The organism is Cognatishimia sp. WU-CL00825 (genome assembly GCF_040364665.1).
GTDB lineage: Bacteria > Pseudomonadota > Alphaproteobacteria > Rhodobacterales > Rhodobacteraceae > Cognatishimia.
In genome coordinates this window covers 1,923,394-1,947,837 of the sequence record NZ_BAABWX010000001.1, presented here as the reverse complement: position 1 = coordinate 1,947,837, position 24,444 = coordinate 1,923,394, and the positions used below count along the sequence as shown (strand labels likewise).

The 24,444-nt window shown below is 51.9% G+C and carries 23 protein-coding genes; 17 read left to right on the top strand and 6 right to left on the bottom strand.

Translation table 11 applies throughout. From position 1 onward, the window contains the following. Position 1 precedes the first annotated feature (1 nt). The 14 genes from ABXG94_RS09625 (at position 2) to ABXG94_RS09560 (ending at position 13,939) form a co-directional block, all read left to right on the top strand. Positions 2-1,366 carry a TRAP transporter large permease gene (locus ABXG94_RS09625; protein ID WP_353533784.1) on the top strand — a complete coding sequence of 455 codons (1,365 nt, stop codon included), beginning with the start codon at positions 2-4 and terminating at the stop codon, positions 1,364-1,366. A 34-nt stretch (positions 1,367-1,400) separates the two neighbouring features. Next, positions 1,401-2,177, top strand: coding sequence for an IclR family transcriptional regulator (locus ABXG94_RS09620; protein ID WP_353533783.1), 777 nt, complete (start codon positions 1,401-1,403; stop codon positions 2,175-2,177). A gap of 157 nt (positions 2,178-2,334) precedes the next feature. After that, positions 2,335-4,221 carry a biosynthetic arginine decarboxylase gene (gene speA / locus ABXG94_RS09615; RefSeq protein WP_353533782.1) on the top strand — a complete coding sequence of 629 codons (1,887 nt, stop codon included), beginning with the start codon at positions 2,335-2,337 and terminating at the stop codon, positions 4,219-4,221. Between the two features lie 26 nt (positions 4,222-4,247). After that, the gene (locus ABXG94_RS09610) at positions 4,248-5,459 is read left to right on the top strand and encodes a saccharopine dehydrogenase family protein (protein ID WP_353533781.1); all 1,212 of its coding nucleotides are present in this window, start codon (positions 4,248-4,250) and stop codon (positions 5,457-5,459) included. Positions 5,460-5,585: 126 nt separating this feature from the next. Beyond that, positions 5,586-6,755: a carboxynorspermidine decarboxylase gene (gene nspC / locus ABXG94_RS09605; RefSeq protein WP_353533780.1), complete on the top strand. Its 1,170-nt coding sequence runs from the start codon at positions 5,586-5,588 to the stop codon at positions 6,753-6,755. Between the two features lie 10 nt (positions 6,756-6,765). Further along, positions 6,766-7,608, top strand: coding sequence for an agmatinase (speB, locus tag ABXG94_RS09600; RefSeq protein WP_353533779.1), 843 nt, complete (start codon positions 6,766-6,768; stop codon positions 7,606-7,608). Between the two features lie 277 nt (positions 7,609-7,885). Beyond that, positions 7,886-8,191, top strand: a complete 306-nt coding sequence (locus tag ABXG94_RS09595; RefSeq protein WP_353533778.1) for a DUF4389 domain-containing protein — start codon at positions 7,886-7,888, stop codon at positions 8,189-8,191. A 112-nt stretch (positions 8,192-8,303) separates the two neighbouring features. Next, the gene (locus ABXG94_RS09590) at positions 8,304-9,068 is read left to right on the top strand and encodes a substrate-binding domain-containing protein (protein ID WP_353533777.1); all 765 of its coding nucleotides are present in this window, start codon (positions 8,304-8,306) and stop codon (positions 9,066-9,068) included. Between the two features lie 45 nt (positions 9,069-9,113). Continuing rightward, positions 9,114-9,650 carry an ATP-binding cassette domain-containing protein gene (locus tag ABXG94_RS09585; RefSeq protein ID WP_502901697.1) on the top strand — a complete coding sequence of 179 codons (537 nt, stop codon included), beginning with the start codon at positions 9,114-9,116 and terminating at the stop codon, positions 9,648-9,650. After that, positions 9,640-10,854: a sugar ABC transporter permease gene (locus tag ABXG94_RS09580; protein WP_353533775.1), complete on the top strand. Its 1,215-nt coding sequence runs from the start codon at positions 9,640-9,642 to the stop codon at positions 10,852-10,854. The genes ABXG94_RS09585 and ABXG94_RS09580 overlap by 11 nt, the downstream gene beginning before the upstream one ends. Positions 10,855-10,865: 11 nt before the next feature. Continuing rightward, a complete protein-coding gene (locus tag ABXG94_RS09575; RefSeq protein WP_353533774.1) occupies positions 10,866-11,129 on the top strand; it encodes a hypothetical protein in 264 nt (87 codons plus the stop codon). Next, positions 11,048-11,704, top strand: coding sequence for a GMC family oxidoreductase N-terminal domain-containing protein (locus ABXG94_RS09570; protein WP_353533773.1), 657 nt, complete (start codon positions 11,048-11,050; stop codon positions 11,702-11,704). Before ABXG94_RS09575 ends, ABXG94_RS09570 begins: the two co-directional genes overlap by 82 nt. 12 nt (positions 11,705-11,716) lie before the next feature. Further along, complete coding sequence (locus ABXG94_RS09565) at positions 11,717-12,187, top strand: GMC oxidoreductase (protein WP_353533772.1); 471 nt, start codon at positions 11,717-11,719, stop codon at positions 12,185-12,187. 429 nt (positions 12,188-12,616) lie between these two features. Continuing rightward, positions 12,617-13,939 carry a uracil-xanthine permease family protein gene (locus tag ABXG94_RS09560; RefSeq protein WP_353533771.1) on the top strand — a complete coding sequence of 441 codons (1,323 nt, stop codon included), beginning with the start codon at positions 12,617-12,619 and terminating at the stop codon, positions 13,937-13,939. An 85-nt stretch (positions 13,940-14,024) separates the two neighbouring features. Here ABXG94_RS09560 and ABXG94_RS09555 read toward each other — a convergent pair whose 3' ends face one another. The 5 genes from ABXG94_RS09555 to ubiT form a co-directional block, all read right to left on the bottom strand. Beyond that, the gene (locus ABXG94_RS09555) at positions 14,025-14,753 is read right to left on the bottom strand and encodes a Crp/Fnr family transcriptional regulator (protein ID WP_353533770.1); all 729 of its coding nucleotides are present in this window, start codon (positions 14,751-14,753) and stop codon (positions 14,025-14,027) included. 125 nt (positions 14,754-14,878) lie between these two features. Continuing rightward, positions 14,879-16,108, bottom strand: coding sequence for an NnrS family protein (locus ABXG94_RS09550; RefSeq protein ID WP_353533769.1), 1,230 nt, complete (start codon positions 16,106-16,108; stop codon positions 14,879-14,881). An 8-nt stretch (positions 16,109-16,116) separates the two neighbouring features. Further along, positions 16,117-17,028: a ubiquinone anaerobic biosynthesis protein UbiV gene (gene ubiV / locus ABXG94_RS09545; RefSeq protein ID WP_353533768.1), complete on the bottom strand. Its 912-nt coding sequence runs from the start codon at positions 17,026-17,028 to the stop codon at positions 16,117-16,119. A 4-nt stretch (positions 17,029-17,032) separates the two neighbouring features. After that, positions 17,033-18,010 (bottom strand): ubiquinone anaerobic biosynthesis protein UbiU, encoded by a 978-nt coding sequence (gene ubiU, locus ABXG94_RS09540; protein ID WP_353534039.1) that lies wholly within the window; start codon positions 18,008-18,010, stop codon positions 17,033-17,035. Continuing rightward, positions 18,010-18,513: a ubiquinone anaerobic biosynthesis accessory factor UbiT gene (ubiT, locus tag ABXG94_RS09535; RefSeq protein WP_353533767.1), complete on the bottom strand. Its 504-nt coding sequence runs from the start codon at positions 18,511-18,513 to the stop codon at positions 18,010-18,012. The genes ubiU and ubiT overlap by 1 nt, the downstream gene beginning before the upstream one ends. A 185-nt stretch (positions 18,514-18,698) precedes the next feature. Here ubiT and ABXG94_RS09530 point away from each other — a divergent pair, with 185 nt between their 5' ends. Together ABXG94_RS09530 and ABXG94_RS09525 are read left to right on the top strand one after the other, a co-directional pair. Beyond that, positions 18,699-20,207, top strand: a complete 1,509-nt coding sequence (locus tag ABXG94_RS09530; RefSeq protein ID WP_353534037.1) for a UbiD family decarboxylase — start codon at positions 18,699-18,701, stop codon at positions 20,205-20,207. Beyond that, positions 20,204-20,773, top strand: a complete 570-nt coding sequence (locus tag ABXG94_RS09525; RefSeq protein ID WP_353533766.1) for a UbiX family flavin prenyltransferase — start codon at positions 20,204-20,206, stop codon at positions 20,771-20,773. Before ABXG94_RS09530 ends, ABXG94_RS09525 begins: the two co-directional genes overlap by 4 nt. 53 nt (positions 20,774-20,826) lie before the next feature. Here the strand turns inward: ABXG94_RS09525 and ABXG94_RS09520 are convergent, their stop codons facing one another. Then, entirely contained in the window at positions 20,827-22,488 is a 1,662-nt protein-coding gene (locus ABXG94_RS09520) for a peptidase U32 family protein (RefSeq protein ID WP_353533765.1), read from the bottom strand. Between the two features lie 493 nt (positions 22,489-22,981). Here ABXG94_RS09520 and zwf point away from each other — a divergent pair, with 493 nt between their 5' ends. Further along, on the top strand, positions 22,982-24,424 hold the full coding sequence (gene zwf / locus ABXG94_RS09515) for a glucose-6-phosphate dehydrogenase (RefSeq protein ID WP_353533764.1): 1,443 nt from the start codon (positions 22,982-22,984) through the stop codon (positions 24,422-24,424). Positions 24,425-24,444 lie beyond the last annotated feature (20 nt).

Here is a 24,444-nt window from a genome sequence, read left to right as displayed (position 1 = left end):
CATGACAGACGGAAATTGGATTACACTTATCTCTATCGCAGTAACGGTCTTCTTTATGCTGGGCGTGCCTGTGTTCTTGGTCATCGGTTACTGGGTGATCGGCCTCAGCTTTGTGCTGGGATTGCCCCTCACAAATATTGGCGCAGCTCTGGGGGACGTCTTCACCGATGGCTTTGCGCTCTTAGCGATGCCGCTCTTTATTCTGACCGGTGACTTGATCAACCGATCGGGGATTGCCAAACGGCTCTCGGACTTTGCCTATTCATGTTTAGGCTGGCTTCGTGGCGGTCTGGCGATGGCAACTTTGGGAGCCTGTGGCTTGTTCGCAGCGATCTCAGGATCAAACTCTGCGACAACAGCCACCATCGGTTCTATGCTGCATCCTGAAATGGTGAAAGGCGGATACGACGAGCGATTCTCTGCGGCGACTGCTGCGGCGGGTGGTACGGTCGGTATCATTATTCCACCATCGATCATCTTCATCGTCTACGGCTTCTTGATGAACCTGCCGATTTCCGAGCTCTTTGTGGCCGGTATCATCCCAGGTGCATTGATGGTCTTTGGCATGATGTTGGCAGCCTTTATCATCTGTACCCGCAACGGCTGGGGCTACCTGATCAAACTAGAGTTTGGTCGTGTGATGAAGACAGCTTTGGGTGCATGGCTCGGCTTCTTTGCCATTGGTCTTGTGCTTTGGGGCATCTACACCGGGAAGTTCTCACCAACCGAAGCGGCGGGTGTAACCGTTGGTTTCTGTATCATCGTCGGCTTCCTAAGCTTGCCGATATACAAGCTGATGGGGTCCAAAAGCGAAGATCGTCACCCAAGCGAACGCAGCTATGGTGAAATGCTGGTTGTTCAAGGCTTTGGCCCTCTGGAATTGCCTTCGATCACGATGCGTTCCGCGCAGATCGCCGGTATTCTTGCCCCGCTGATTGCCGTTTCCGTTGTGATGCAACAGATCCTGTCGGTTCTGGGCGCACAGCAAATCATCGGTGATTTTGTACGCGGCATGGGTGGCTACTACGCGGTTCTCTTTACTTCCATGGCGATTGTGTTTGTCTGTGGCATGGTTTTGGAAAGCCTTCCAGTCACCATCATTCTGGCTCCGATCTTGGCTCCGATCGCACATTCAGTTGGTGTTGAACCGGTCCAGTTCGCTGTAATCTTCTTGGTTGGTGCGTCGATTGGCTTTATCACGCCGCCCTATGGATTGAACTTGTACGTGGCCTCGGGTGTAACGGGCGTTCCCTATTTCAGACTATTGCGCTACACGGTGCCGTATCTGTTCGCCTTGTTGACCGTATGGTTCATCATCGCGCTGGTTCCTGCATTGTCCACCATCCTGATCCCAGGAACTGGGTAAGGGCACAGTAAACGAAATTAAGTAAGGGGTAGTCATGGCTGAGGACGTAAGCAAAGAAAGCGGAATTCCAACAAATCTGCGTTTGCTTCTCGTGCTCGAAGCGATGGCAAAGGCCGGGGTGCCGGTGACACCAACAGAGGTTAACCACAATCTCGGCCTGCCCAAACCAACCATCCATCGGTTGTTTACAACTTTGGAAACCGAAGGATTTATCCAACGCGAAATCGATGGTCGTGGCTATTCGCCCGGCTTGCGATTGCGAATAATGTCCACGGGTATCATTTCCTCACTGCGAATTCGAACCGCACGCGTTGCGATCCTTTCTAATTTGGCAGACGAAATCGGCGAGACCTGCAATATCGCCCTGCCGGACCGCGATGCGATGATCTATCTGGATCGGGTCGAAACCAAATGGCCTCTGCGCATTCAACTTCCGGTGGGCAGCCGGGTTCCGTTTTATTGCACAGCTTCAGGCAAAATGTATCTCAGCTCTTTGGACAACCGGCATCTCAAAAGCTATGCCACCTCTGTTCAAATGGAACAGCGCACCCCGCAAACCATCAATTCCGCCAGCGCGTTGATCGAAGAAATTCGCGCCGTACGGGATCAGGGCTATTCGGTGGATCGTTGCGAATTCATGGAAGGTATGACTGCAATCGCCGTGCCCATCTTCGAAGCCAATGGTCGTTTGGTCTCTACGCTTTCCGTGCACGCACCCGAACAACGTTTTCCGCTTGATCAGGCAATCCAACACGTGGATATGCTCAAAACCGCAGCGGCAAAACTCTCCACCCTTTTAAAAGAAGAATAAGCAGAACCCTTTGCGCGCCGAATGTGCTAGGCCCTTAGAAGCGGCCGCGCGAGCCGTTAAGATTTTTCTTGGAAGAATCATGAATTGCGCCTAAACCGCGCCATCTGATTTCGCGCCACAGCTTGCCTTTGGCCCCTACCTCTCCGGGAGACACCGATTGAACAATTCTCGTATTGCCTCTCATGACATCTATGGCATCGAAAAATGGGGCAAAGATCTTGTTGTCGTGCTCGGCAACGGGGAAATCGGGCTCAAAAATCCACTAAATCCAGAAGCGCCTGCCATCAGCTTGCCAGAAATTCTGCGCGATCTAGAAGACCGGGGCGTGCATGTGCCGATGCTGTTGCGGGTCTCATCTTATCTGGAAAATGAAATCCGCCACATCAACGAATGTTTCGCCGAGGCGATCACCCGCGTTGGCTACGATGGTGCCTATCGCGGCGTTTTTCCGATCAAGGTCAATCAACAGGCGCAGGTTATCGACCGGATCGTCGAATTTGGAAAACCCTATAATTATGGCCTCGAAGCGGGTTCCAAGCCAGAGCTGGTGATCGCGCTCGCGCATCGCTTGGCCAAGGAATCCTTGATTGTCTGCAATGGCATTAAAGATGCAGAATTTATCACCTTGGCGATCCTGTCGCGTAAGATCGGCTTTAACACTGTGATTGTGCTGGAAAGCCCAAAAGAAGCCGACACCGTGATTCAAGTGGTCAAAGAGCTGGGCGTTGAACCCATGTTGGGCGTGCGCGTCAAACTGACAAATCAGATTTCCGGCAAGTGGGAAAAAAGCTCTGGTGACCGTTCAGCTTTCGGCATGAAAACCGATCAACTGGTCACTGTGATCGACAAATTACGCGACGCTGGCCTGCTGCATTGCCTTAAACTGCAACACAGCCACCTTGGCAGCCAGGTGCCAGATGTGAATGACGTGCGCCGCGCTGTGTCCGAAGCCTGCCGGTTTTATACTGAACTGACCAAAGAGGGCGTGCCACTCACCCACCTTGATTTGGGGGGCGGACTGGGTGTCGATTACACCGGCGAGAAAAGCGCCACGGAAAGCTCGATCAACTACACGATGCGAGAATACTGCACCAATGTGGTTGAAACGGTGCAATACGCGATGGATGCCGCTGGCATCGATCATCCCGATTTGGTGACTGAGAGTGGTCGCGCCGTTGTGGCAACGTCATCCATGTTAATTTTCAACGTGCTCGAAGCCACGCTCTATGATGCGCAGACGGCCCCGGATGCCAAGGGGGACGATCACCACCTGATCAGTGACTTGCTGGCGATCACCGATTACATTTCAACCGACCGTCTACAAGAATGCTGGAATGACGCCAGTTTTTACCGCAATGAATTGCGCGCGCTGTTTCATCGCGGCTATATCGACCTGCGCCAAATGGCCCGCGCCGAACAGATCTATCTGCACCTGATGGCACGCATCAAACAGCATGCGGCCTTTGACAACATTGCGGTTTCTGACGAACAGATGACACATCTGGCCGATATTTATCACTGCAATTTCTCGCTGTTTCAGTCACTGCCTGATGTCTGGGCCATTGACCAGCTGCACCCCATGGTGCCGCTGCAAATGCTCAACCAACGCCCCGATCGACGGGCCGTTCTATCTGACATCACCTGCGACAGCGACGGCAAGGTCGACCGTTTTATTCTGGCGGATGGGATCAGCCACAGCCTGCCGGTGCACACATTGCCGCAAGACGAAACCTATTACATGGGTGTGTTTTTTGTCGGAGCCTATCAGGAAACACTGGGCGATTTGCATAATCTCTTTGGCGACACCAACGTGGTCACAATTGATTTGCGGGCGGACGGCGGCTTTGATCTCTTGCACGAGCAAGAAGGCGATACGATCTCAGAAGTGCTGTCATACGTCGAATTTGACCCACAGGCCTGTGTCGCTGAATTCCGCAAAATGGTCGACGAGGCCATATCAACCGGTGCATTAAAGTCTAAAGATCGCAAAACACTGATGGGCGCCTATCGCGATTCCATCAACGGCTACACCTATTACGAATAATACTCTGTCTTTTGGGGGAACATATCATGGGTAAGACACTTGTTGTCGGGGCAGGGGGCGTTTCGCACGCTGCTGTTCATAAAATGGCGATGAACGCAGATATTTTTACCGATATCACGCTCGCCAGCCGCACCAAATCCAAATGCGACGCCATCGCGGCGGCCGTTCTGGAACGCACGGGCGTCACCATCAAAACCGCGCAGCTTGATGCCAACGTGGTGGCCGACACCGTGGGTTTGATCCGCGAAACCGGTGCCGAACTCTTGGTCAACCTAGCGCTGCCTTACCAGGATCTGGTGTTGATGGACGCCTGCCTAGAGGCCGGCTGTCATTATCTGGATACCGCCAATTACGAACCCGAAGATGTGGCGAAATTTGAATACCACTGGCAATGGGCCTACCAAGACAAATTCCGCGAGGCAGGTCTAACCGCCATCCTCGGTTCCGGCTTTGATCCGGGCGTGACCTCTGTTTTTGCCACCTGGCTGAAAAAACACAAACTCGAAACCATCCGCCAGATCGACATTCTGGATGCCAATGGCGGCGACAACGGTCAGGCCTTTGCCACCAATTTCAACCCGGAAATCAACCTGCGCGAAGTGCTGGCCGAAGTGCGCCACTGGGAAAACGGCGCATGGCAACACAGTCCGGCACTGACCAACAAACAAAGCTTTGATTTCCCCGGCGTTGGTCCAAAAAACATGTACCAGATGTATCACGAGGAACTCGAAAGCCTCTCCACGCATTTCCCTGAAATCGAGCGCGCCAGGTTCTGGATGACCTTCGGCGATGCCTACATCATGCACGCGACGGTTCTGCAAAACGTCGGCATGACACGCATTGATCCGGTGATGCATAATGGTCAGGAAATCATCCCAATCCAATTCCTGAAAACCCTGCTGCCCGATCCCGGCGATCTGGGCGCATTGACCAAAGGCAAAGCCTGTATTGGCGACATCGCCACGGGTCAGGCCAAAGATGGTTCCGGTGAAAAAACCTTTTATATCTACAACATCTGCGATCACGAAGAATGCTATGCCGAGGTTGGCTCCCAAGCGGTCTCCTATACAACTGGCGTGCCAGCGATGATTGGCGCAGCGCAGCTTTTGAAAGGCAATTGGAAACAGCCCGGCGTCTGGAATATGGAACAACTTGATCCGGATGACTTCATGGACATGCTCAACACCCAGGGCCTGCCTTGGCAAGTGCATGAACTTGATGGCCCGGTTGATTTCTAAACAACCCACGGGTGCCGCTTTCGCGCGGTGCCCCTGTTCATCTTTCTTAAAATACTCCGGGGGTGGTCGAATTTTTCCAAATTCGACCTAGGGGGCTGGCCCCCGGCCAACTTATAAGGCGCAAAAATGTCTGACATGATGACCACCCAAGCCGGCGATCCTGGTGCCTTTCGCAACTTTGATCTGGCGCGCGTGCCCTCGCCGTGTTTTGTCGTCGATCAGGTGGCGGTTGAACGCAATTTAAGCCTTCTCAAAGATGTCGCTGACCGGTCTGGTGCAAGCGTATTGGCGGCGCTCAAAGCCTTTTCCATGTACTCGCTGGCACCGCTGATCCGCCAATACCTGCCGGGCACCTGTGCCAGTGGCCTTTACGAGGCAAGGCTCGCGCGCCAAGAATACGGCGGCAAAGTTGCAACCTTTTGCGCGGCCTACAAAGAGGCCGAGATCGACGAAATAATTGCCCTATCAGATCACGTCATCTTTAACAGTCCCGCACAAAAAGACCGCTTTTTAGCCAAATGCCAAGCCGCCGGTGTACAAGTAGGTCTGCGCATCAACCCTGAATACTCAGTGGGCGAGGTTGCCAAATACGACCCGTCTGCCCCCTGTTCCCGCCTTGGCACCCCCATCAGCCAACTGACGCCCCATGCGCTCAAGGGCGTTGATGGCATCCACATTCACACACTGTGTGAACAAGGTGTGCAACCGCTCATGCATGTCTGGTCCGCGGTAGAATACAAATTGCTGCCCTATTTCAACCAATTGAAATGGCTGAATTTTGGCGGTGGTCATCACATCACTCGCGCCGATTACGATCGTGAGGTGTTGATCCATCTGCTCAAAGATATCCGCAACAAGTACAACGTCGATGTGATCATCGAACCGGGCGAGGCCATTGCCCTTGATGCGGGTATTTTAATCGGCGAAGTCCTCGATACCTTTCACAATAGCACCAATATTGCCATCACCGACATCTCTGCCACCTGCCACATGCCCGACGTGATCGAAGCCCCGTATCGGCCTGCCATGCTGGGCGAAGCAAAGACCGGCCACAGCTATCGCCTTGGGGGCCCAAGCTGTCTCGCGGGCGATGTCATTGGCGACTACACTTGGGATCAACCGCTTACAATTGGTCAGCGTTTTGCCTTTTTGGATCAGGCGCATTACTCCATGGTGAAAACCAACACCTTTAATGGCGTGCCGTTGCCCACAATTGCGCTTTGGAACAGCCGCACCGATGATCTACAGATCGTCAAACAATTCTCCTATTCTGATTTCAAAAATCGCCTGTCGTGAAAGTCTAACCATGAATTCCTTTCTAGAGAGTGAACTCACCGTCCTGGAACGCGCTGAAACGGCCAAATTCCGCGTTATTCCCGTGCCGCTTGAACGCACGGTCTCTTATGGAGCGGGCACGGCAAATGGCCCGGCGGCCATCATCAGCGCATCCAACGAATTAGAGCGTTTGACCAACGGGTCAGAGCCCTGCGCACAGGGGATCAAAACAGAAGCCCCCATTGACTGTACCGGCGCGCTTCCAAGTGTCATGGAGCGCATAGCAAAGCGCACCGAAGCTGCTGTGAATGCTGGAAAAATACCCGTCACATTAGGGGGCGAACATTCCCTTAGTTATGGCGCCGTCATGGGGGTCGCGCGTGCGTTAAAGCGGCCCATCGGCATCGTGCAAATTGATGCCCACGCCGATCTGCGTGTGGCCTATCAGGGCAACACACACAGCCATGCCTCTGTCATGCATCTCTTGTCCCAAGAGGGCCTGAAACTCGCGCAGTTTGGCGTGCGCGCCCTATGTCAGCAGGAACAAGACAGTCGCACCAAAAATGGTGTGTTTTTCAAAGACGCCGAAGAGTTGGTTGTCGACAATATCCACGCCGTCGATCTGCCAGATGATTTCCCGCAAGATATCTATGTCAGCTTTGATGTTGATGGGCTTGATCCCAGCCAAATGCCCGCCACTGGCACGCCTGTGCCCGGCGGACTTGGGTATTACCAAGCGTTGCGCCTGGTTGAACACGCGCTTCAGGGCCGCAATTGCGTGGGACTGGATGTGGTCGAATTTGCGCCCGACGGCAACGCCGCTTGGGATTTTACTGCGGCGCAAATTGTGTATCGGCTGATGGCCGCGTGTTGATCGCACGTCAGACGCGCGAATCGTACGTTTCAGCGGCTGAGTTGTACAAATTGTACAATTAAATCTTTGTCACAGTGCCAAGCGCCAGGCAGGCAACACCACCTGCCCAGAGCGCGAGGCGCGCTGAGTTTTGCGCAGCCACGAAAGACCGGATTGATTTCTATATCTCTTGGTTTTTGCTCTTTTAACTTGGAAATTCATGACCACCTAATGTTGCAACGAAGCGCGAGGGGTGATCTATTTGCCGCGCGCAGTGACTGTAACAAGGGTGAATGACGTGGACCAAGACGAAACAAAAATCGAAGGCCGCCTGCATGGAGAGCAATTTGAGCCGGAACAACCCGATAACATGCTCTGGCGCTTGATTTTTATGCTCTTGATCGCCGTCATGATCTCATTTGCACAAACCATTTTGGGCGTGGTGACCGTTATTCAGTTTCTCGTCATGTTGGTCAGCAACAAACAACCCAACGAGCGTTTGGCCGAGTTTGGGACCGATTTGGGAATCTGGATGGCAAAAGCCGCCAGATATCAAACCGCGGCAAGCAACGTGAAGCCATGGCCTTGGACCGAATTGGATTAATCAAAGCGTTACATTGCGGGTGATATGGGTCCCAATTTAGCGACTTGGCCGGTGCAAATCTGCGGCAACCGCAGTTTCCGCAGATACTGTTGCTTTGCTATTGCCCGAGAACGTGAACCTACGTTGGGAACAGCAGGATGCCGCTGCATTTCTGGATAAAATGAAAGAAATTGCACCAGATCTTAAGGTTGAAGTCTTCAACGCCAACAATGACACTTCTGTGCCGCGACGTCAGGCAGAGCAGGCTTTGACACAGGGCGCAAAAGTGCTCGTGGTTATCCCAATTGACGGCGAAAGCTCTGCAATTATCGCAGATACAGCTGCAGAAGAGGGCGTGCCGACGATTGCCTATGATCGCATGATCAATTCCCCGAACACAAAGTTCTGGGTTCAGGCCGATGTGTTTGCGACCGGTGCAGCACAAGCCCAGCACGTTGTCGACAACACCAAGTCCGGCGATACTCTGGTTATGCTGAAGGGCTCGCCAACAGATCCAAACGCAGGTGTAATTGCAGCGGGCCAGATCTCTGCTTTGCAGCCTTTGTTTGACTCTGGTGAACGTGTTCTGGGGTATGAAAACTGGACTCCCGGTTGGGATCCGGCCATTGCACGCCGCTCGATGGACCATGCGTTGACCCAGCTGAGCAACAAAGTTCAGGGTGTTGTATCATCAAACGATGGTAACGCCGGCGCAGCCATCGCATCTATGGAAGAGCAAGGCATGGCAGGCACAGTTCCGGTTTCTGGACTGGACTGTCCAAGCACAACAGTTGATGTTGCTTGGCAAGCAGACCCAATGTGGTTGGCGTCCTTTGCACGAAATTGGTGCAGCAGCAGAAGTCACCCTGCGTTTGATCAACGGTCAAGACACATCTGACATTGCGACCGCAGTCGTGCAGAACGGTGTTGGCGCGGACGTGGCATTCAGATTGTTTACCAAGATCTCGCGCTTTGTGAAAATCTTGATGTGGCTGCAAACCTGTTTTTAGGGGCCGAGCCTGTCAAATCTGGGTGGGGGTTTCTGCCGCGTTTCTTGCACCCGATTGACGACTTGCAAATGGAAGTAAAAGCCCAGAGGGCTATCGACCGTTTAGAAGTGCGCGCACTGCAATCTGTCCGCGCGACTGTTGGCGGCCTTTCTGGTGGTCAGCGTCAGGCCATTGCGATTGCACGGGCTGTAGGGGCTGAAAGTTCGGTTGTGATGCTGGATGAACCGACTGCGGCGTTGGGCGTTGCCCAAACTTGCCAAGTTTTGAACGTGGTCAAACGGCTGCGCGAAACCAACCATGCTGTCATCTATATCTCGCACAACATGCGCGACATTTTTGAAATTGCAGACCGGATCTGTGTCATCAGACACGGCGGGAATGTGGCAATCAGGAACACCGCAGACACGACACCCGACGAAATCGTCGTTGCGATGACACGTGGGATAGATGAAGCAAAAAATGCAGTCTGAAGTCAAACTTACGTTCGTCGATCGGTTGCGCATTATGCGCGAAACCAAGTTCGGCACCTTTGTTCCTGGTTTGCTCGCACTGGCAGCAATCTGGACCTACTTTGGCCTTGCGGTACCGCTGTATGAATACCTCAGCGATCCAAGCGCCGAAGAAATCCGCTATATCTTTATTAGACCACGTAACATCTACAACTTGTTCATGCAGTCCGCGGTAATCGCGACCCTGGCTGTTGGGATCACAATTGTTCTGTTGCTTGTCGATATCGACCTTTCTGCTGCTGCAACAGCTGGCGTCTGCGTTGCGCTTCTTGGGGTTTTGGTTTTGGCTGGTGTTCCCGGCTGGTTGGCATGCCTTATTGTCATCGCGGTTGGCGCTGTCATGGGGGCCGCACAGGGTTTGCTTGTCGCGTATGTTGGAATACCCTCGTTTGTTGTCACTTTGGCCGGTCTCTTGGGCTATCAGGGTCTGATGCAGAAGATCCTGCCGACAGGAAATCTGAACGTTGGTGATCCCTTTGTGCGCGCGATAGCTCGTGTCCTGCTCCCAGATTTTTGGGGCTTGGTTATCGCGGCCCTTTTGGTGGTGTTTGTTGCGGCGATGGCCTTGCGCCGTCAAGCGCAGCGAAAGGCATTGCACCTTGAGTTAGACAGCAACGCGACCCTATGGGGTCAAGTAGCGTTCTTTGCATGCCTTATTTTTGCAGCTGTTTTGACAATGAACGCATATCGGTCATTGCCTTTGCTTATTCTGCTTTTGATGGCGCTGATTGGCTGGATCACCACATCAACACCTTACGGGCGCTCGATCTTTGCTGTGGGGGGCAATGCCGAAAGCGCGCGGCGTGTTGGGATGGATGTGAAACGCATTCGGGTGTCTGCCTTTGCTATTGTTGGCATCCTTGCCGCGATCGGCGGTATTTTCGGGGCGTCCCGCTTTGGTTCGGTGTCTTACACCGCGTTTGCAGGTGGCTCGCTGTTGCTCGAGAGTATTGGCGCGGCGGTCATTGGCGGCACCTCACTATTTGGGGGGCAGGGTTCTGTTTGGAATGCGATTTTAGGTGCACTTGTGATTGGCTCGCTTGGGAATGGGCTGGATCTGTCCGGTGCCAGTGCCGCTGACAAACTTATGTTCTCTAGAGCCATACTACTATTGGCCGTGGCAACTGATGCGGTCTCGAGATCTGGCAACGTTTCTGGTCGTTAAGGATGAAAACAATGTGGACCCAAGATCAATCGGATTTTAGTGCAAAAACTCTTGATGGCGTGGCCGACGATTGGCCCATTGATTATGCTACGCTTGCGCCTTTCTACGAGGCGAATGACCGCAACACCGGCGTCTCTGGATTGGGCGGCAATCCAGCCTATCAACTTACAATCCTGACCTTCCGCCAATTCCAATGCGCAAATTGGGACAAACACTGGCCAAAGGCTTCAATGAAAAGGGCTGGCATTGGTGGCCGTCGGATGTTTCGAGCTTAAGCCAAGATCACGATGGCCGACAGAAATGTGTTAATGCCGGCACTTGTGATCTTGGCTGTGCAGCGGGTGCCAAAGGAGGCACAAATTTCACTTATTGGCCGATCCTAGAAAATGCAGGTGTTGAATTACGCACCAATTCACGTGTTGCGGAAATTCTTGTTGATGCCAACACAGGACTCGCCAACGGCGTGCTTTATTTCGATGCCAAAGGGCAGCTGCAGGAACAAAGCGCAGAAATGGTTGTGGTGGCCTGTAACGGCGTTGGCACGCCGCGTTTGCTGCTGAACTCAAAATCAAAAGCCTTTCCGGATTGTTTGGCAAATCGCTCTGGCCTCGTTGGCAAGAACCTGATGTTTCATCCTCTCACCGGGGTTGCAGGTGTCTTTGAAGAGCCAATGAAAGGCCACGAAGGACCGATGGCCTGTTCCATATTGAGCCAAAAGTTTTACGAAAGTGATCCATCGCGCGGATTTGTGCGTGGCTACGGTCTTCACTCTGGCCGGTCCACCACGCCAATGACCTTTGCTTTTTGGGGGGGGTATGGCATTGATAAGCCTATTCCCTGGGGGAATTAACATCGCCGGATCATGGACGAAGTTTACCCATATCTTGCGGGCTTGACCGTGGTGATAGAAGACCTGCCGGAAGAGGCAAACTGCGTCACGCTTGATCCAGAACTGAAAGACAGTGATGGAATTCCGGCCCCAAAAATAACCTATCGATTGGGCGAGAACACCAAAAAGATGCTCGAACATGGCGAGAAGAAAGCCAAAGAGGTTCTTTTGGCTGCCGGGGCGCAGAAGATCCTAAGCAAGGGCAACGACGCGGTATGGTGGCGCGCTGGATGGCACCAAATGGGCACCTGCCGCATGGGTAATGCCGCAGAAAACTCGGTCGTGAACGGCTGGGGGCGCAGCCACGACGTAACGAACCTGTTTATTGTCGACGGTTCAATCTTTGTGACGGCTGGCGCCGTCAATCCCACATCCACGATACAGGCTTTGGCTTTGTACATTGGGGACAGTATCAAGAATAATTTTGCGACGCTGTTTGACTAAACTTCGAAATTAGATCGGTGGGCGCTTTCATGAGTTGCGCTCCAAATCGACGGATTTGTACAAACCAATATCGCGCTAAATGAGTGTTCGGATTGGCATTCTTCGTGCAAAGTTTTGAAGCTACATAAACCTGAAAAGGTTAATGCTAGTTCGCTTCAGATGATCCTTTGAGAGAAAAGCGCACGGATAAATTGACTGAATAGTAAAATTATTGACTTAAATTGACCGGTTGGTTAAAAAATGCACAAAATATGGTGAATTTGAAACAAAATTTCACGACAGCTTTAGAGTGTAGCTAGGAAATTGGGCCTCAGAGAGGCGCGCGTTTGGGGACAATAATTCTAATCCGTAATCATAAAGCAAGTACAGAAAAGAAATCCAAAGCGTGGAGGGGCAACAGGGTTTCTTGATGAAAACATGGAGGACGACATGACACACTCACAATCGGGGGGCGACTCCCGGCTATCCAGCACCGACTATAATTTCAGCTTGGGGCAAGCCTTGATCGGGGCACAGATGCTCTTTGTCGCATTTGGAGCTCTTGTTTTAGTTCCGCTACTGACCGGCCTAAATGCCAGCGTAGCACTCTTCACAGCCGGGGTAGGCACTCTAATTTTTCAAATCGTAACCAAGGGTAAAGTCCCGGTATTCCTGGCATCGTCCTTCGCATTCATTGCGCCGATTATCTATGGGGTTCAAACTTGGGGGCTTGCGGCAACAACCGGCGGCTTAGCTGTTGCAGGACTGTTTTATGTGGCGCTTAGCTTTGCGATCAGAATTTGGGGCAGTGGCTTTTTGCACAAATACTTGCCACCGGTTGTTGTTGGCCCTGTGATTATGGTCATCGGCTTGGCTTTAGCACCGGTTGCGATCAACATGTCGACGGGGCTCGCGGGCGACACGCAGATCATGCCCAAGGGGATTGCGCTAACAATTGCGGCTATTTCCTTAGGTACGACAATGATTTTTGCAATCCGGGGCAAAGGCATTATCAAGGTGGTTCCGATCATATTCGGTGTCATTGCAGGCTATATTGTGGCGTTGGTTTTGGGTGTTGTTACAGGCCAGAATTTGGTCAGTTTCGCGCCTTTTGCAGAAGCACCTTGGTTCTCTATTCCTGCATTTGTCGCACCAGAGTTTAACTTGGCGGCGATCCTCTTTATTTTGCCGGTCGCAATTGCGCCCGCAATCGAGCATTTCGGGGATATTATGGCCATCGGGGGTGTCACCAAAAAGGATTATATGGAAGATCCGGGCATCCAAAACACCATGCTTGGAGACGGGCTGGCCACCACATTTGCGGGTCTAGTTGGAGGGCCACCCAATACAACCTATTCCGAAGTGACTGGTGCGGTTACACTGACCAAGGCCTTTAATCCGGCGATTATGACCTGGGCTGCTATCTTCGCCATCGCGCTTTCGTTTGTTGGCAAACTAAGCGGTGCCTTGGCAACCATACCCATGCCCGTGATGGGGGGCATCATGATCTTGATGTTCGGAATGGTGACTGTGATTGGTCTATCGGTCGTTGCCAAGATTGGTGACAGGCTGACAGAGGCCAGGAATATGGTGATCATATCTGTTGTTCTTGTCGTTGGAATTGGGGGGCTTTCCATTCCATTTGGCAGTGGCTTTACGTTGGCGGGCATTGGTCTGGCAGGCGTTGCAGGCGTCGTTTTGAACCTTTTACTGCCACGCGAAGAGCGCGACCAGAGCATGGCCAATTCGCCTAGTCCAGAGGCCAACCTCTAAAGCTTTTTCCATGCATCCCTCTCTATTTGCTGCGAGGGGTGCATCTCATCCTTTTCAATCTTCAGGAATTGATAAATAAATTATATCAAGCGCTTAGTGGGGGTAGGGGCAACAAGGCTGGTGAAACACTAAAAGCCGTTGCGGGCACATGCACCGATCGACCAGAGAATTGAAACGACCCATCACATTGCAGCCGTCTGATAAGGCGCGAAAGTGTTTCAGGCTGCACACCGATCAAATCCGCCAAATCGATGCGCGAGAGGGGAAGTCGCATTGAGATCCAATCGCCATCAGATTTACCATGTTCAGTCATCAACCTATAAAGAAGATCTGCCAAACGCTGTTTGTTAGATTTTGTAGCCGTGGCGATAATCCGTTCGTGGTTTCTGTCGATTTCAGAAATGCACCGGGACGCAATGCTTTTCAAAACCATCGGGTTTTTCTGAACAACTTGGTCTGCATGGCGCAAGGCCACGGTGCACACGCGCGACGGCAGCAAAGCAAGAGCTTCTGTCTCATGCGGGCGATTGGCCAAAAACGAACGATATCCAATGACGTCCCCTGGGTAGGCGATCCTGATCAAAGTGGATGCACCGTCAGCACTAAGCGCACGAATTGCAATCAGTCCTTTGGAGACGCAGAATATGCCTCGGTTCTCGTCTCCTTGCCTGAACAAAGCTTGGCTCGAGGGTAAGGTCTTTCGGGAAAAACCCTGCTTCAAAAATGAAACTGACTCTGAGGGGACAGGCTTCCAAATGCTTCCCGCATAAAATGCACAACGACCACAAGGATGGTCTGTTTTTTTGCCAGTCATGCCAATTGCTCACTTTGATCGTGTGCTTGGAAAGCACCTGGGTAACATAGGTTAGCGCATAAACAAGGTCGACTGTGGCGCATTGTAACAGAGGATTGCCCTCATTATTTGCGCCGAGCAAATAGCTATTTGGCTGGCGTCGAATTTGAAGCGGCGTGTTTTGCCCCACTCAACACTGGACGCGGGGCTGGCCCGTAAAGCGCCGGAAGAAAGCCAATGATAAAAATGAACCAAGCAGAACACCAAATTGTAGCGGATAACACTACAACCAATTCGGTGTGCTGGGGGAATGCAGGCACCAATAGTCGCACCAATGCAGCTGTCCAGACAAGTGGTATAGCGACATAAAACGACTTTCTAGCGTGTAACACACCGTTGTTGCGAAGGGCGGCTGCTCTGCCAGAGATAGCCATGATCAATCCAGACATCGCCCCTATGGTTATCGCGTGAAGGGCGTCAGCGGCGCGGTAAGATGACGGGGCAGTCTGCGATAGGATCAGCAAACAAAAACCGGCTGGTATCCACCAAAAGGAGACATGCAGTGCCGCAATTAGTGGGCTACGGAAAAGTGCTTTCGCCTGCCAAGCACACATGGACCAAATGATAAGGCAAGATGTGCACAACAGAACGGCATAGGCGAGGCCACTATCTACGAAGCTAAACAGCCAAAAGCCTATCATCAGCAACGCCAAAACAAGCAAATTCAGCTTGCTAGACAAGCCTACATCAGATGTTTCAATTTGGTTTATGTTTAGCCAATTCTTAGTAAAGGCAGCGATGAGTTTTGCCCCCACGACTATAAGCAACATGCACAAGCCAATGAAAACATGGTGTCCAATGTCATGACTGACCCAAGGATAACCCATGTTTGCGGCTGTTAAGTATGCTACGTCAGCCATGCCCAATGCCAAAACAACCAAGACGAAGCTTAACTTGCGAAACGCTTTGGAAACTGAGATCTGGCGAGCAACGATGTAGGACAGCAATAAAAAATAGCTTAAGTTGATGAGCACGACTAAGCCCGTTGGCAAAGTTTGCGGCAAGACGTTCACGCCTCTGGCAACTCCCCAAAGAAGAACAAGCAGTTTCAAAAGTATCCCGGCGACAGGTTGCTGATCAGTCCAATTGGGCAGGGCCGTTAGTACATAGCCCCCAATCGCGGCCGCGGTAAACCCAAACAAAAGTTCGTGCATGTGCCACAAAACGGGGGGATGGATCCCCGGCGTCGGCAAACCCAGTTTTTCGCCAATTGGCCAGATCAGAATAGAAAAGAAAGCGCAGAGAAAGGCCGCCAAAAAGAGCGGTCTAAAAGGGGCATCCCAAAAATGGCTAAACAGTCTGGGTTTTGCGCGCACTGTGGCGTTCATTCATGTGGCTGTAACGTTTTGCCAGACCAGTCAACACCAGCTGCCCCTGCGAGAAAACCGTCGGATAGGCGTATGCCATTAGAAATGTGACGAATTTCTTGGACAACAGCTTCAGAGGTCTGTCTCCCATCTAGCAATGCGCGGTAAAGGCGGCAAATATCTAAAAACCCTTTCGACTGAGGCGATAGCCGGAGGGAAGACACCCCAGCATTGGCAAGTTTTTGAACCTGCGCGACAACACAGGCATGGCTTTCAGACAGTGTTTGTACCCCGTTCATGGACAGAAAAGGTTGATTATCCAAAGTCCGAACAACTTTGCCATCGGGGTCATCTTCACAGGCAAATTGGCAATTGTCTTTGGTGCGCCCGTGCAGGCGCGCGTGATAGCAGCGCCCAGAAATTGCGAGAGGAATCCTACCATGTCCCCAAACTTCAATCTCCACACCAAGATCCTTTGCAGCAGTGGCAAGAATTTCGATTGAATTAAGGGGCAATTCAGGTGGTAAACAAATTCTTGTGGCTCCTTTTGCGGCCAACCATCCTAGCGTGCTTTCGTTATATACATTTACAAGCGGGCCTACTGAAAATGCTGAGCCTTCGGGCAGATAGGCCAAAGCGGTGAGATCATTCACTTCGACTTCAACGCCAAGATCGAAAAGATCTGACAGCAGATTGCGCTCTCGTTTGAGGGTTACAACGGCGAGGCTGGTTAACGCCACATGCTTGCCTGCCGCTTGCAGCGCCTCAACCGCTTGTGGAATGCGGTCTTGATAGAATGGCAAGCGCTTAGAGCAAACAAGTTCACCCAAGATTACGCTGTCAACCGGTGCCAAAACGAGATCGTCGTAAAAGCGCGCCCAACGATCGGCACTCCAAAAAAACTGGATGGCTCCTGCGGTTAATTTCACTCGTCTATCTCCATGTTTTTTTATAAGCGCCAGTGGTCGTGGCTTGGCCTTCGGACAATTGGGCCAGCATTCCTTCGGGAATCGGGTGGCCTGCCTCCAAAGCTTCGACCGCGGCGCGAAAGCTCTTTACAACCTGTGCCACATAAGACCGCGAGCGCTGCCGGCCCTCAATTTTTAGCGCTGTAACACCGGCTTTTTGCAATTGTGGGATCAGCTTTTCAGCATTCAGACTGACTGGGTCCTCAAATAGATGGCCAGTCGTTTCTTCGGTTTTGAAACATCCCTTGCACAACGTTGGATACGGGGCTGGTGCGCCGCTTTCGACCCTGTGGATCACGTAGTCACCCAGTCGTGCATCCAATATTCCGTCGGTTTCTTGATAGGCTACATGGCTGGCAGGAGAGCAAACGCCATTCATATTCGGCGACCGGCCTGTGGCATAAGATGACAACGAACAGCGCCCTTCGGCCATGACGCAAAGCCCACCAAACACAAACACTTCGGTTTCGATATCAATTTCGGCGTTGATGGCGGCAATTTCCGGAACCGACAAAACACGCGGAAGCACGACGCGCTTGATATCAAATGCTTTGGCATAATAGTTGATCATGTCGGCATTTGCTGCGGCGGCCTGCACCGAAAGATGTCTGCGCAGCTTTGGATGTTTGCGCGTCGCAAAGTCCAAAAGGCCAATATCTGCAAGTATCACGGCATCAACACCGCAGGCCTCGGCATCAGACACCGCCTGATGCCAAATGGCCTCGTCCCCAGAGCGCGGAAAAGTGTTGATCGCCACCAACATTTTTGCCCCATGTGCATGCGCATATTCCACACCGGCGCGCATTTCAGCCCTGTCAAAGTTCAAGCCGGGAAAATTTCGCGCATTGGTTTCATCACTAAATCCACAATAAATTGTGTGCGCCCCCGCTTTTACAGCGGCCCGCAACGCTGCGGGCGTCCCGGCTGGGCAAACGATTTCCATTACCATTCTTGTGTGTCCTCAGGCCGGATGAAACACACACCCGACATCTGTTCCAAATATGTAAGAAAGCGCTGCAAAGGCGCAGAAAGTGGGCTGGATGGGCTCAAAAATTCCTGCGCCAAATCAAGTTCTGCATCATCAATGGCGTTGCGCAGCGCCAGGGCAGCAGATGTATCGCCTTCGATCACCAAATTGCGCGAAAAAAACAGGGCGTCGCCATCAAATTTTCCATGTACCAGCCCGAGCAGCGCTGCGAACGGGCCGGCAATGCGCGTGGTTGTTTTGGTAGACCTGCGTGTCGCGATGACGCTTGGTGTTCCGCTATTTGGGTTAAGCAAGATAACAAATGGCAAGTCAGTTGGGTCTAAAACAAAACTGGCATCGCCATATTCGCCAAGCCGCCGAAATAGACCTGGATGATTTTTGGCAACGTTTTTTGCAACGGAAGTTAATGCAAATGACAAGGGCCTTAGGGGGGCTAGACGCAATGCATAAGACGCCATTGTTGGACATCTGGGAAGTGGATCTGAAGATTGATGCAACGAAGTGTCCTACCCCAAATTGTGCAATTGGTCGGCTGAGTAAAAGAGAGTTAGTTTGAAAGGCCCTGACAAAAATTGACGATCGTCAATTTTTCCGGGTTTTTTCGGTGCTAAGCGGCCTCAGGCAATTTGCTTGGAGAAATATCATTCGATCCCTTCCTTCCTTTCCAAACCTGCGCAGCTTTCTTGATTGGTGCGGCGACACGCAACAGTTAGTGAAAGTGTCAGATCCGGTTTCGGTTCAGCATCAAATGACAGCTGTTCACCGTGCAGTCCTAGAAGCTGACGGGCCGGTTTTGTGTTTTGAAAATCCGATCCTAAAAGATGGGGGAAGGTCTGAAGTTCCTGTTGTTGTTAACCTTTTTGGCACGCAAGAACGTGTTGCAGCTGGGTTGGGCATTACACCTGATAAACTTGCGGACTTGGGCGCGTTTCTTGCAGCGTTGCGATCTCCTTCGCCACCAACAGGGTTGCGCGATGCTTTGTCACGCTGGCCGATGCTGAAGACTGCTCTGGCAACACGACCAAAGTTTCTGAAATCCGCACCTGTTCAGCACATCGTAACAGAAGGTGACTCAGTCAATTTACGCGAATTGCCCATACAAACCCATTGGCCGCAGGACGCAGGACCCTTGATAACCTGGCCAGTGGTTATCACGCGGCACCCTGGCACGGATATAAGTGATATATCGGCCTATAATGCGGGTATCTATCGCGTCCAAGTCTTAGATCATAATCGAATGATCATGCGCTGGTTGCCACATCGCGGCGGGGCTGCGCACCACAAAAGTTGGGGGCAGGTGGGGGAAAAAACACCTGTTGCAATTGTTCTTGGCGCAGATCCAGCAACGCTGCTTTCATCGGCGTTGCCGCTGCCCGAAAATGTCTCAGAGATAAGTTTCGCCGGAGCCTTAAACGGTATGCGACCCAGACTCGTCGCGGCAAAGACTGTCCCACTCATGGTGCCCGCCGAGGCCGAGATCATCATCGAAGGCTGGGTGTCACGTTCAGAAACCGCACCCGAAGGACCATTTGGTGATCACACGGGTTATTATAATCCAGCAGAACCCTTTCCCGTCGTGCAAGTCAGCGCGATCACGCACAGGCGCGATCCGCTATACTTATCAACTTACACTGGGCGCCCCCCGGACGAGCCAGCCATTATTGGGGAAGTTTTCAACAAGCTTGCATTGCCAACGATCCAAGCCTCAATTCCCGAGATCCATGATTTGTGGTTACCACCCGCGGCCTGCTCTTATCGGATAGCAGTTGTCAGCATCCACAAAGGTTACCCGGGGCAGGCAAGACGTGTGATGATGGCGCTTTGGGGGATGCTGCCACAATTCAGTTATACCAAGATGATCATTGTGGTGGATGTCGATATCGACCCCAGAAGCCATCAAGATATCTCTTGGGCATTGGCCACACGCATGGACCCGTCACGCGACGTCGTGATTTTGGAAAACACTCCCATGGATTATCTGGATTTCGCTTCCCCAAAAGCGGGCCTTGCTGGTAAGATGGGAATTGACGCCACCACAAAAATCGACAGCGAAACCACCCGCGAATGGGGGCACGTGATGTCAACATCACCCAGAGATAGCGCCTTCGCCTCAGCCCTTGCAGAGCGTATTTTGCGAGGCGAACAGACATGAGTAAGTCGCGCGTTATTCTTGGAGTATCCGGCGCATCCGGTGCGGATCTGGCGCTGTCGATTGCACAACAGGTTGCCGATTTGGGTGCCGAATTGGAATTGGTCGTCAGCCCAGCTGCAATGCGCACATTGAAAATAGAATGCGGTGCAGATGCATTGGACGTTATGCGTGATTTGGCAACAACGTGTTATGACGTTGCCGACGTAGGCGCGCGCATTGCGTCCGGATCAGCTCCTGTCAGCGGGATGATCGTCGCACCCTGTTCGATGCGCAGTTTGGCAGCCATCGCCAATGGCCTTGATGATAACTTACTGACCCGCGCCGCTTCGGTTCAGCTTAAAGAACGGCGTCGATTGGTGTTGTTGGCACGCGAAACACCCTTAACGCTGGTGCATCTTAGAAACATGGCGACAGTTACGGAAATGGGCGGCATAATCATGCCCCCGGTGCCGGCGTTTTATCTTAGGCCCAAGACCGTTTCGGATATTGTCGATCAATTGGCCGCCCGCGCCATTGATTTGCTGCGCATTGCAAAGCCCATTGCAGCGGCTTGGTCAAATAATTAGGCCCGCGCATGACCAAAAGGCATATTCGGTAAGGTGCATTTGTTGGTGCAAGTCTAATCAGCTTTTTCCGGAAGCTTCAAAGACGTTGCTTCGGCGCGGCTTAGCATCTCGCCTTGTTTGCGTTTCAGCAGGGACTCGCGAGCGTTTGCATATTGATCATCTTGCCAGAAAATCAAACACCCATTGCAGCCTTTGCCACAGCATCCTTCAACCCCCACACGGTTGGTTTTGAAACGCTTGTCTGTGCCACCTGCTTGGATACTGTCAATCAATGCACCGCGGCGTTTTTCATAACCCTTTGTGCCGGCTTCGGTCTTATTGATTTCCATGCTTTGCGTGAGTTTATCAAAGCGAATGCGGTTCCATTGTTCATCTGTTAATGCGCGCTCTTTGCGCATCACAGAGTAAACAGGGAAACGGGCCTTGAGATCTTCCAAATCTTCGTGGTCAAACAAGGTAAAGGGCAGGCGTATCACCGTTTTACTGCCACCATGAACAACTTTCAGCACCTCTCCGTTGGAGGCTTTTTCAAATTCGTAAGCGCGCAATAAAACGGTTTCGCGCGAAATAGGCGAAACGAAATCCAGCACCTCTCCGGCGACCAATTTGTTTTTAGCTTCGACCAAGAATGCATCTTCTGTGACTTCGGTGACAACACCGGCGTATTCCCACTGTGCAAGTGATGCCGTGTGTTCGTAGTCGTGCGCCAGATTGCTCAGCCGGCCTTCGTGGAATGCCAAAGTGTATCCACGGTTCCCGACCGCTTCTAATTCACGCATATATGGCGTTGGGTCCCAGTTCTCGGGGTCAGCATAATAATCGTCGATGGCCATGCGATAGGCGCGGGCGACGATGGCGGCATAATACTCTGACTTACCTCGGCCTTCGACCTTCAGACTATCAACGCCAATTTTTAGATATTCGTCCAACTTAGGCATGATACAAAGATCACGTGAATTCAGAATGTAAGAGCCGCGATCATCTTCCACGATCGGCATCAACTCCCCGGGCCGGCAGCCTTCCTCTAATAGGAATTCAAAAAGATCTGCATTGTCTTCTGTGATATTGATTTCTTCGCGCGTGCCGTCTTTTAACTGCAGCTTCACATTATAGTTCCAGCGACAGGAATTTGCGCAATTGCCCTGATTGGCACCGCGTTCAGCCATAAAGTTAGACAACAGGCAGCGACCTGAATAGGTCATGCACATGGCACCGTGCACAAATGCCTCGATTTTGATGTCCGGACATTTCTCGCGAATTTCGACCAGTTCCGGGTAGGATACTTCGCGCGCAAGAACCACAAGCTCGGCCCCCTGTGCTTCCCAAAATTTGACCGACAACCAAGAACAAATATTAGCCTGCGTCGAAATATGCAGTGGCAGCTCGGGTGCGCGCTCGCGCACATATTGAAACACGCCAGGATCAGCAATGATCAGACCGTCTGGCTTAACCTTGCGCACCGTATCAATGTATTCATCAAGCTTGGGGATATCTTTGTTGTGTGAAAACAAATTGAGCGTCAGATACGCGCGTTTTCCCTTTGCGTGACAAAACGCGACGCCCTCGATCACATCCTCTAACGAAAACTCTGATTTTGTGCGCAGCGACATGTCTGGTGTGCCCAGATAAACGGCGTCAGCACCGTACAGTATTGCAAGCTTTAGCTTTCGCAGATTGCCTGCGGGCATTAACAATTCCGAGGTTTTGGGTGTCATCGTTTGCTCACAAATTTTATCAGGTCGCTTTTATGCGACAGCTTGCTGCAAGTGAATTCGGAAACTGCAGGATGGCAATAAATTAGACCTGTTTGTTGCGTCTATACACGCGTCGCATGCTGCAATTTGGTACATTCAGCTTTACGAGCCAGGTGATTACCAGCGCAGGCTCTTGGATCAGTTGACCAGACCAGATGCGAAAATGCCGGGTCTTCATAGTAATGTGAGACGCGCTCAGAATGTGCGCTTGAACATGCAGAGGCCACTTAAATACCCATTGATTCTCCTAGGATTCAGGTTATGTTAGCGCTACCAGTCGGTGAGTCGGGTTTTGGCCTGTCCGGTTTATGTAAGGGTCTGTTTCTTTTTAGAACAAAGCCAAAAGTCAAATCTATTGGCTCCTTATGATAGCCGTACAAGGCCATTCGCTTGATTCGTTACAAAAAAACCACCCAAAGAAACGCATGCAAAACGACATGCACATGAGGATACCATGGTTTCACGCGTAATTCCGGTCAACGCCTTTGACCTCGTTCTTTTTGGTGCCACCGGGGATTTGGCGCGCCGCAAAATCTGGCCTGGGCTTTTTCACCGTTTTCTGGCTGGGCAGTTTGCGGACGACAGTAGAATTATTGGCGTCTCGCGCTCAGATTTAAGTCGCGCGGATTTTCAGGCCAAAGTGTCGGCCGCCATTTCATCGGCTCATGATGGAGACAAAGATAAAATTTCAGCGTTTTTGGACCTGATCGATTATGTCTCTGTGGACGCAGCGGGCGATCGTGGGTGGGACAATTTGGAAGCAGCAACGCGCAGTGACGTTATTCAAGCTTTCTATCTGTCCGTTGCGCCTAAATTCTTTGGTGCAATTGCCCGTCGCTTGCGAGATCGCGGTATTGCGACTGAAGAAAGCCGGATCGTTGTCGAAAAGCCGTTTGGACATGATCTTGCTTCGGCGCGCACGCTGAATGCAGAGCTGCGGGCCTGTTTTCAAGAACATCAAATCTATCGTATCGACCATTATCTTGGCAAAGAAACAGTGCAAAACCTGATGGCGCTGCGGTTTGCCAATTCCTTGTTTGAGCCGCTTTGGAACGCCTCGCACATCGATCATGTACAGATCACAGTTTCAGAAAAGCTGTCGGTGGATGGCCGAGGCGAATATTATGACCAATCCGGTGCCATGCGCGACATGGTGCAAAACCATTTGATGCAATTGCTATGCCTGACAGCCATGGAGCCTCCTTCGAAATTTACTCCGAATGCCGTCCGCAACGAAAAACTAAAGGTCATCGAGGCGCTTGAAGCCGTTGAAAGCAGCGATATTGCACGAGGGCAATACCGTGCGTCAGGAGACCAAGGCAGCTACCGGGATCACTCCGGTAATGACAAGTCGATTACAGAAAGCTTCATTGGCTTAAAGGTAAATGTCGCCAATTGGCGTTGGGCCGGGACCCCGTTTTATTTGCGCACGGGGAAATGCCTGCGCGAACGGCTGAGCGAAATCGCGGTCTATTTCCGAAATCCACCACATATGATTTTTCCGGGACTTGATGTCCCGCAGGGCAACGTTTTGGTTATACGTTTGCAGCCGGACGAGGGCATGACCTTGCACACAACAATCAAGGATCCGGGACCCGGTGGTATGCGCCTGACTGAGGCTTCTTTGGATATGACCTTTGCCGACAGTCTTAAGGATGCTGAGCGACCCCAGGACGCATATGAGCGGTTAATCATGGATGTTATCCGCGGGGATCAAACCCTGTTTATGCGTGGCGACGAGGTGGAAGCCGCATGGGCTTGGGCGGACCCAATCATAGCAGATTGGACTGACCGAAATCTGAAGCCCCAACAATATGACGTTGGGAGCTCTGGACCAGAAGATTCATTGCTCTTGATGCACCGCGATGGACGCCGTTGGCGTCCGATTGGCAATTAATCCGCTATTATGTGAAACGA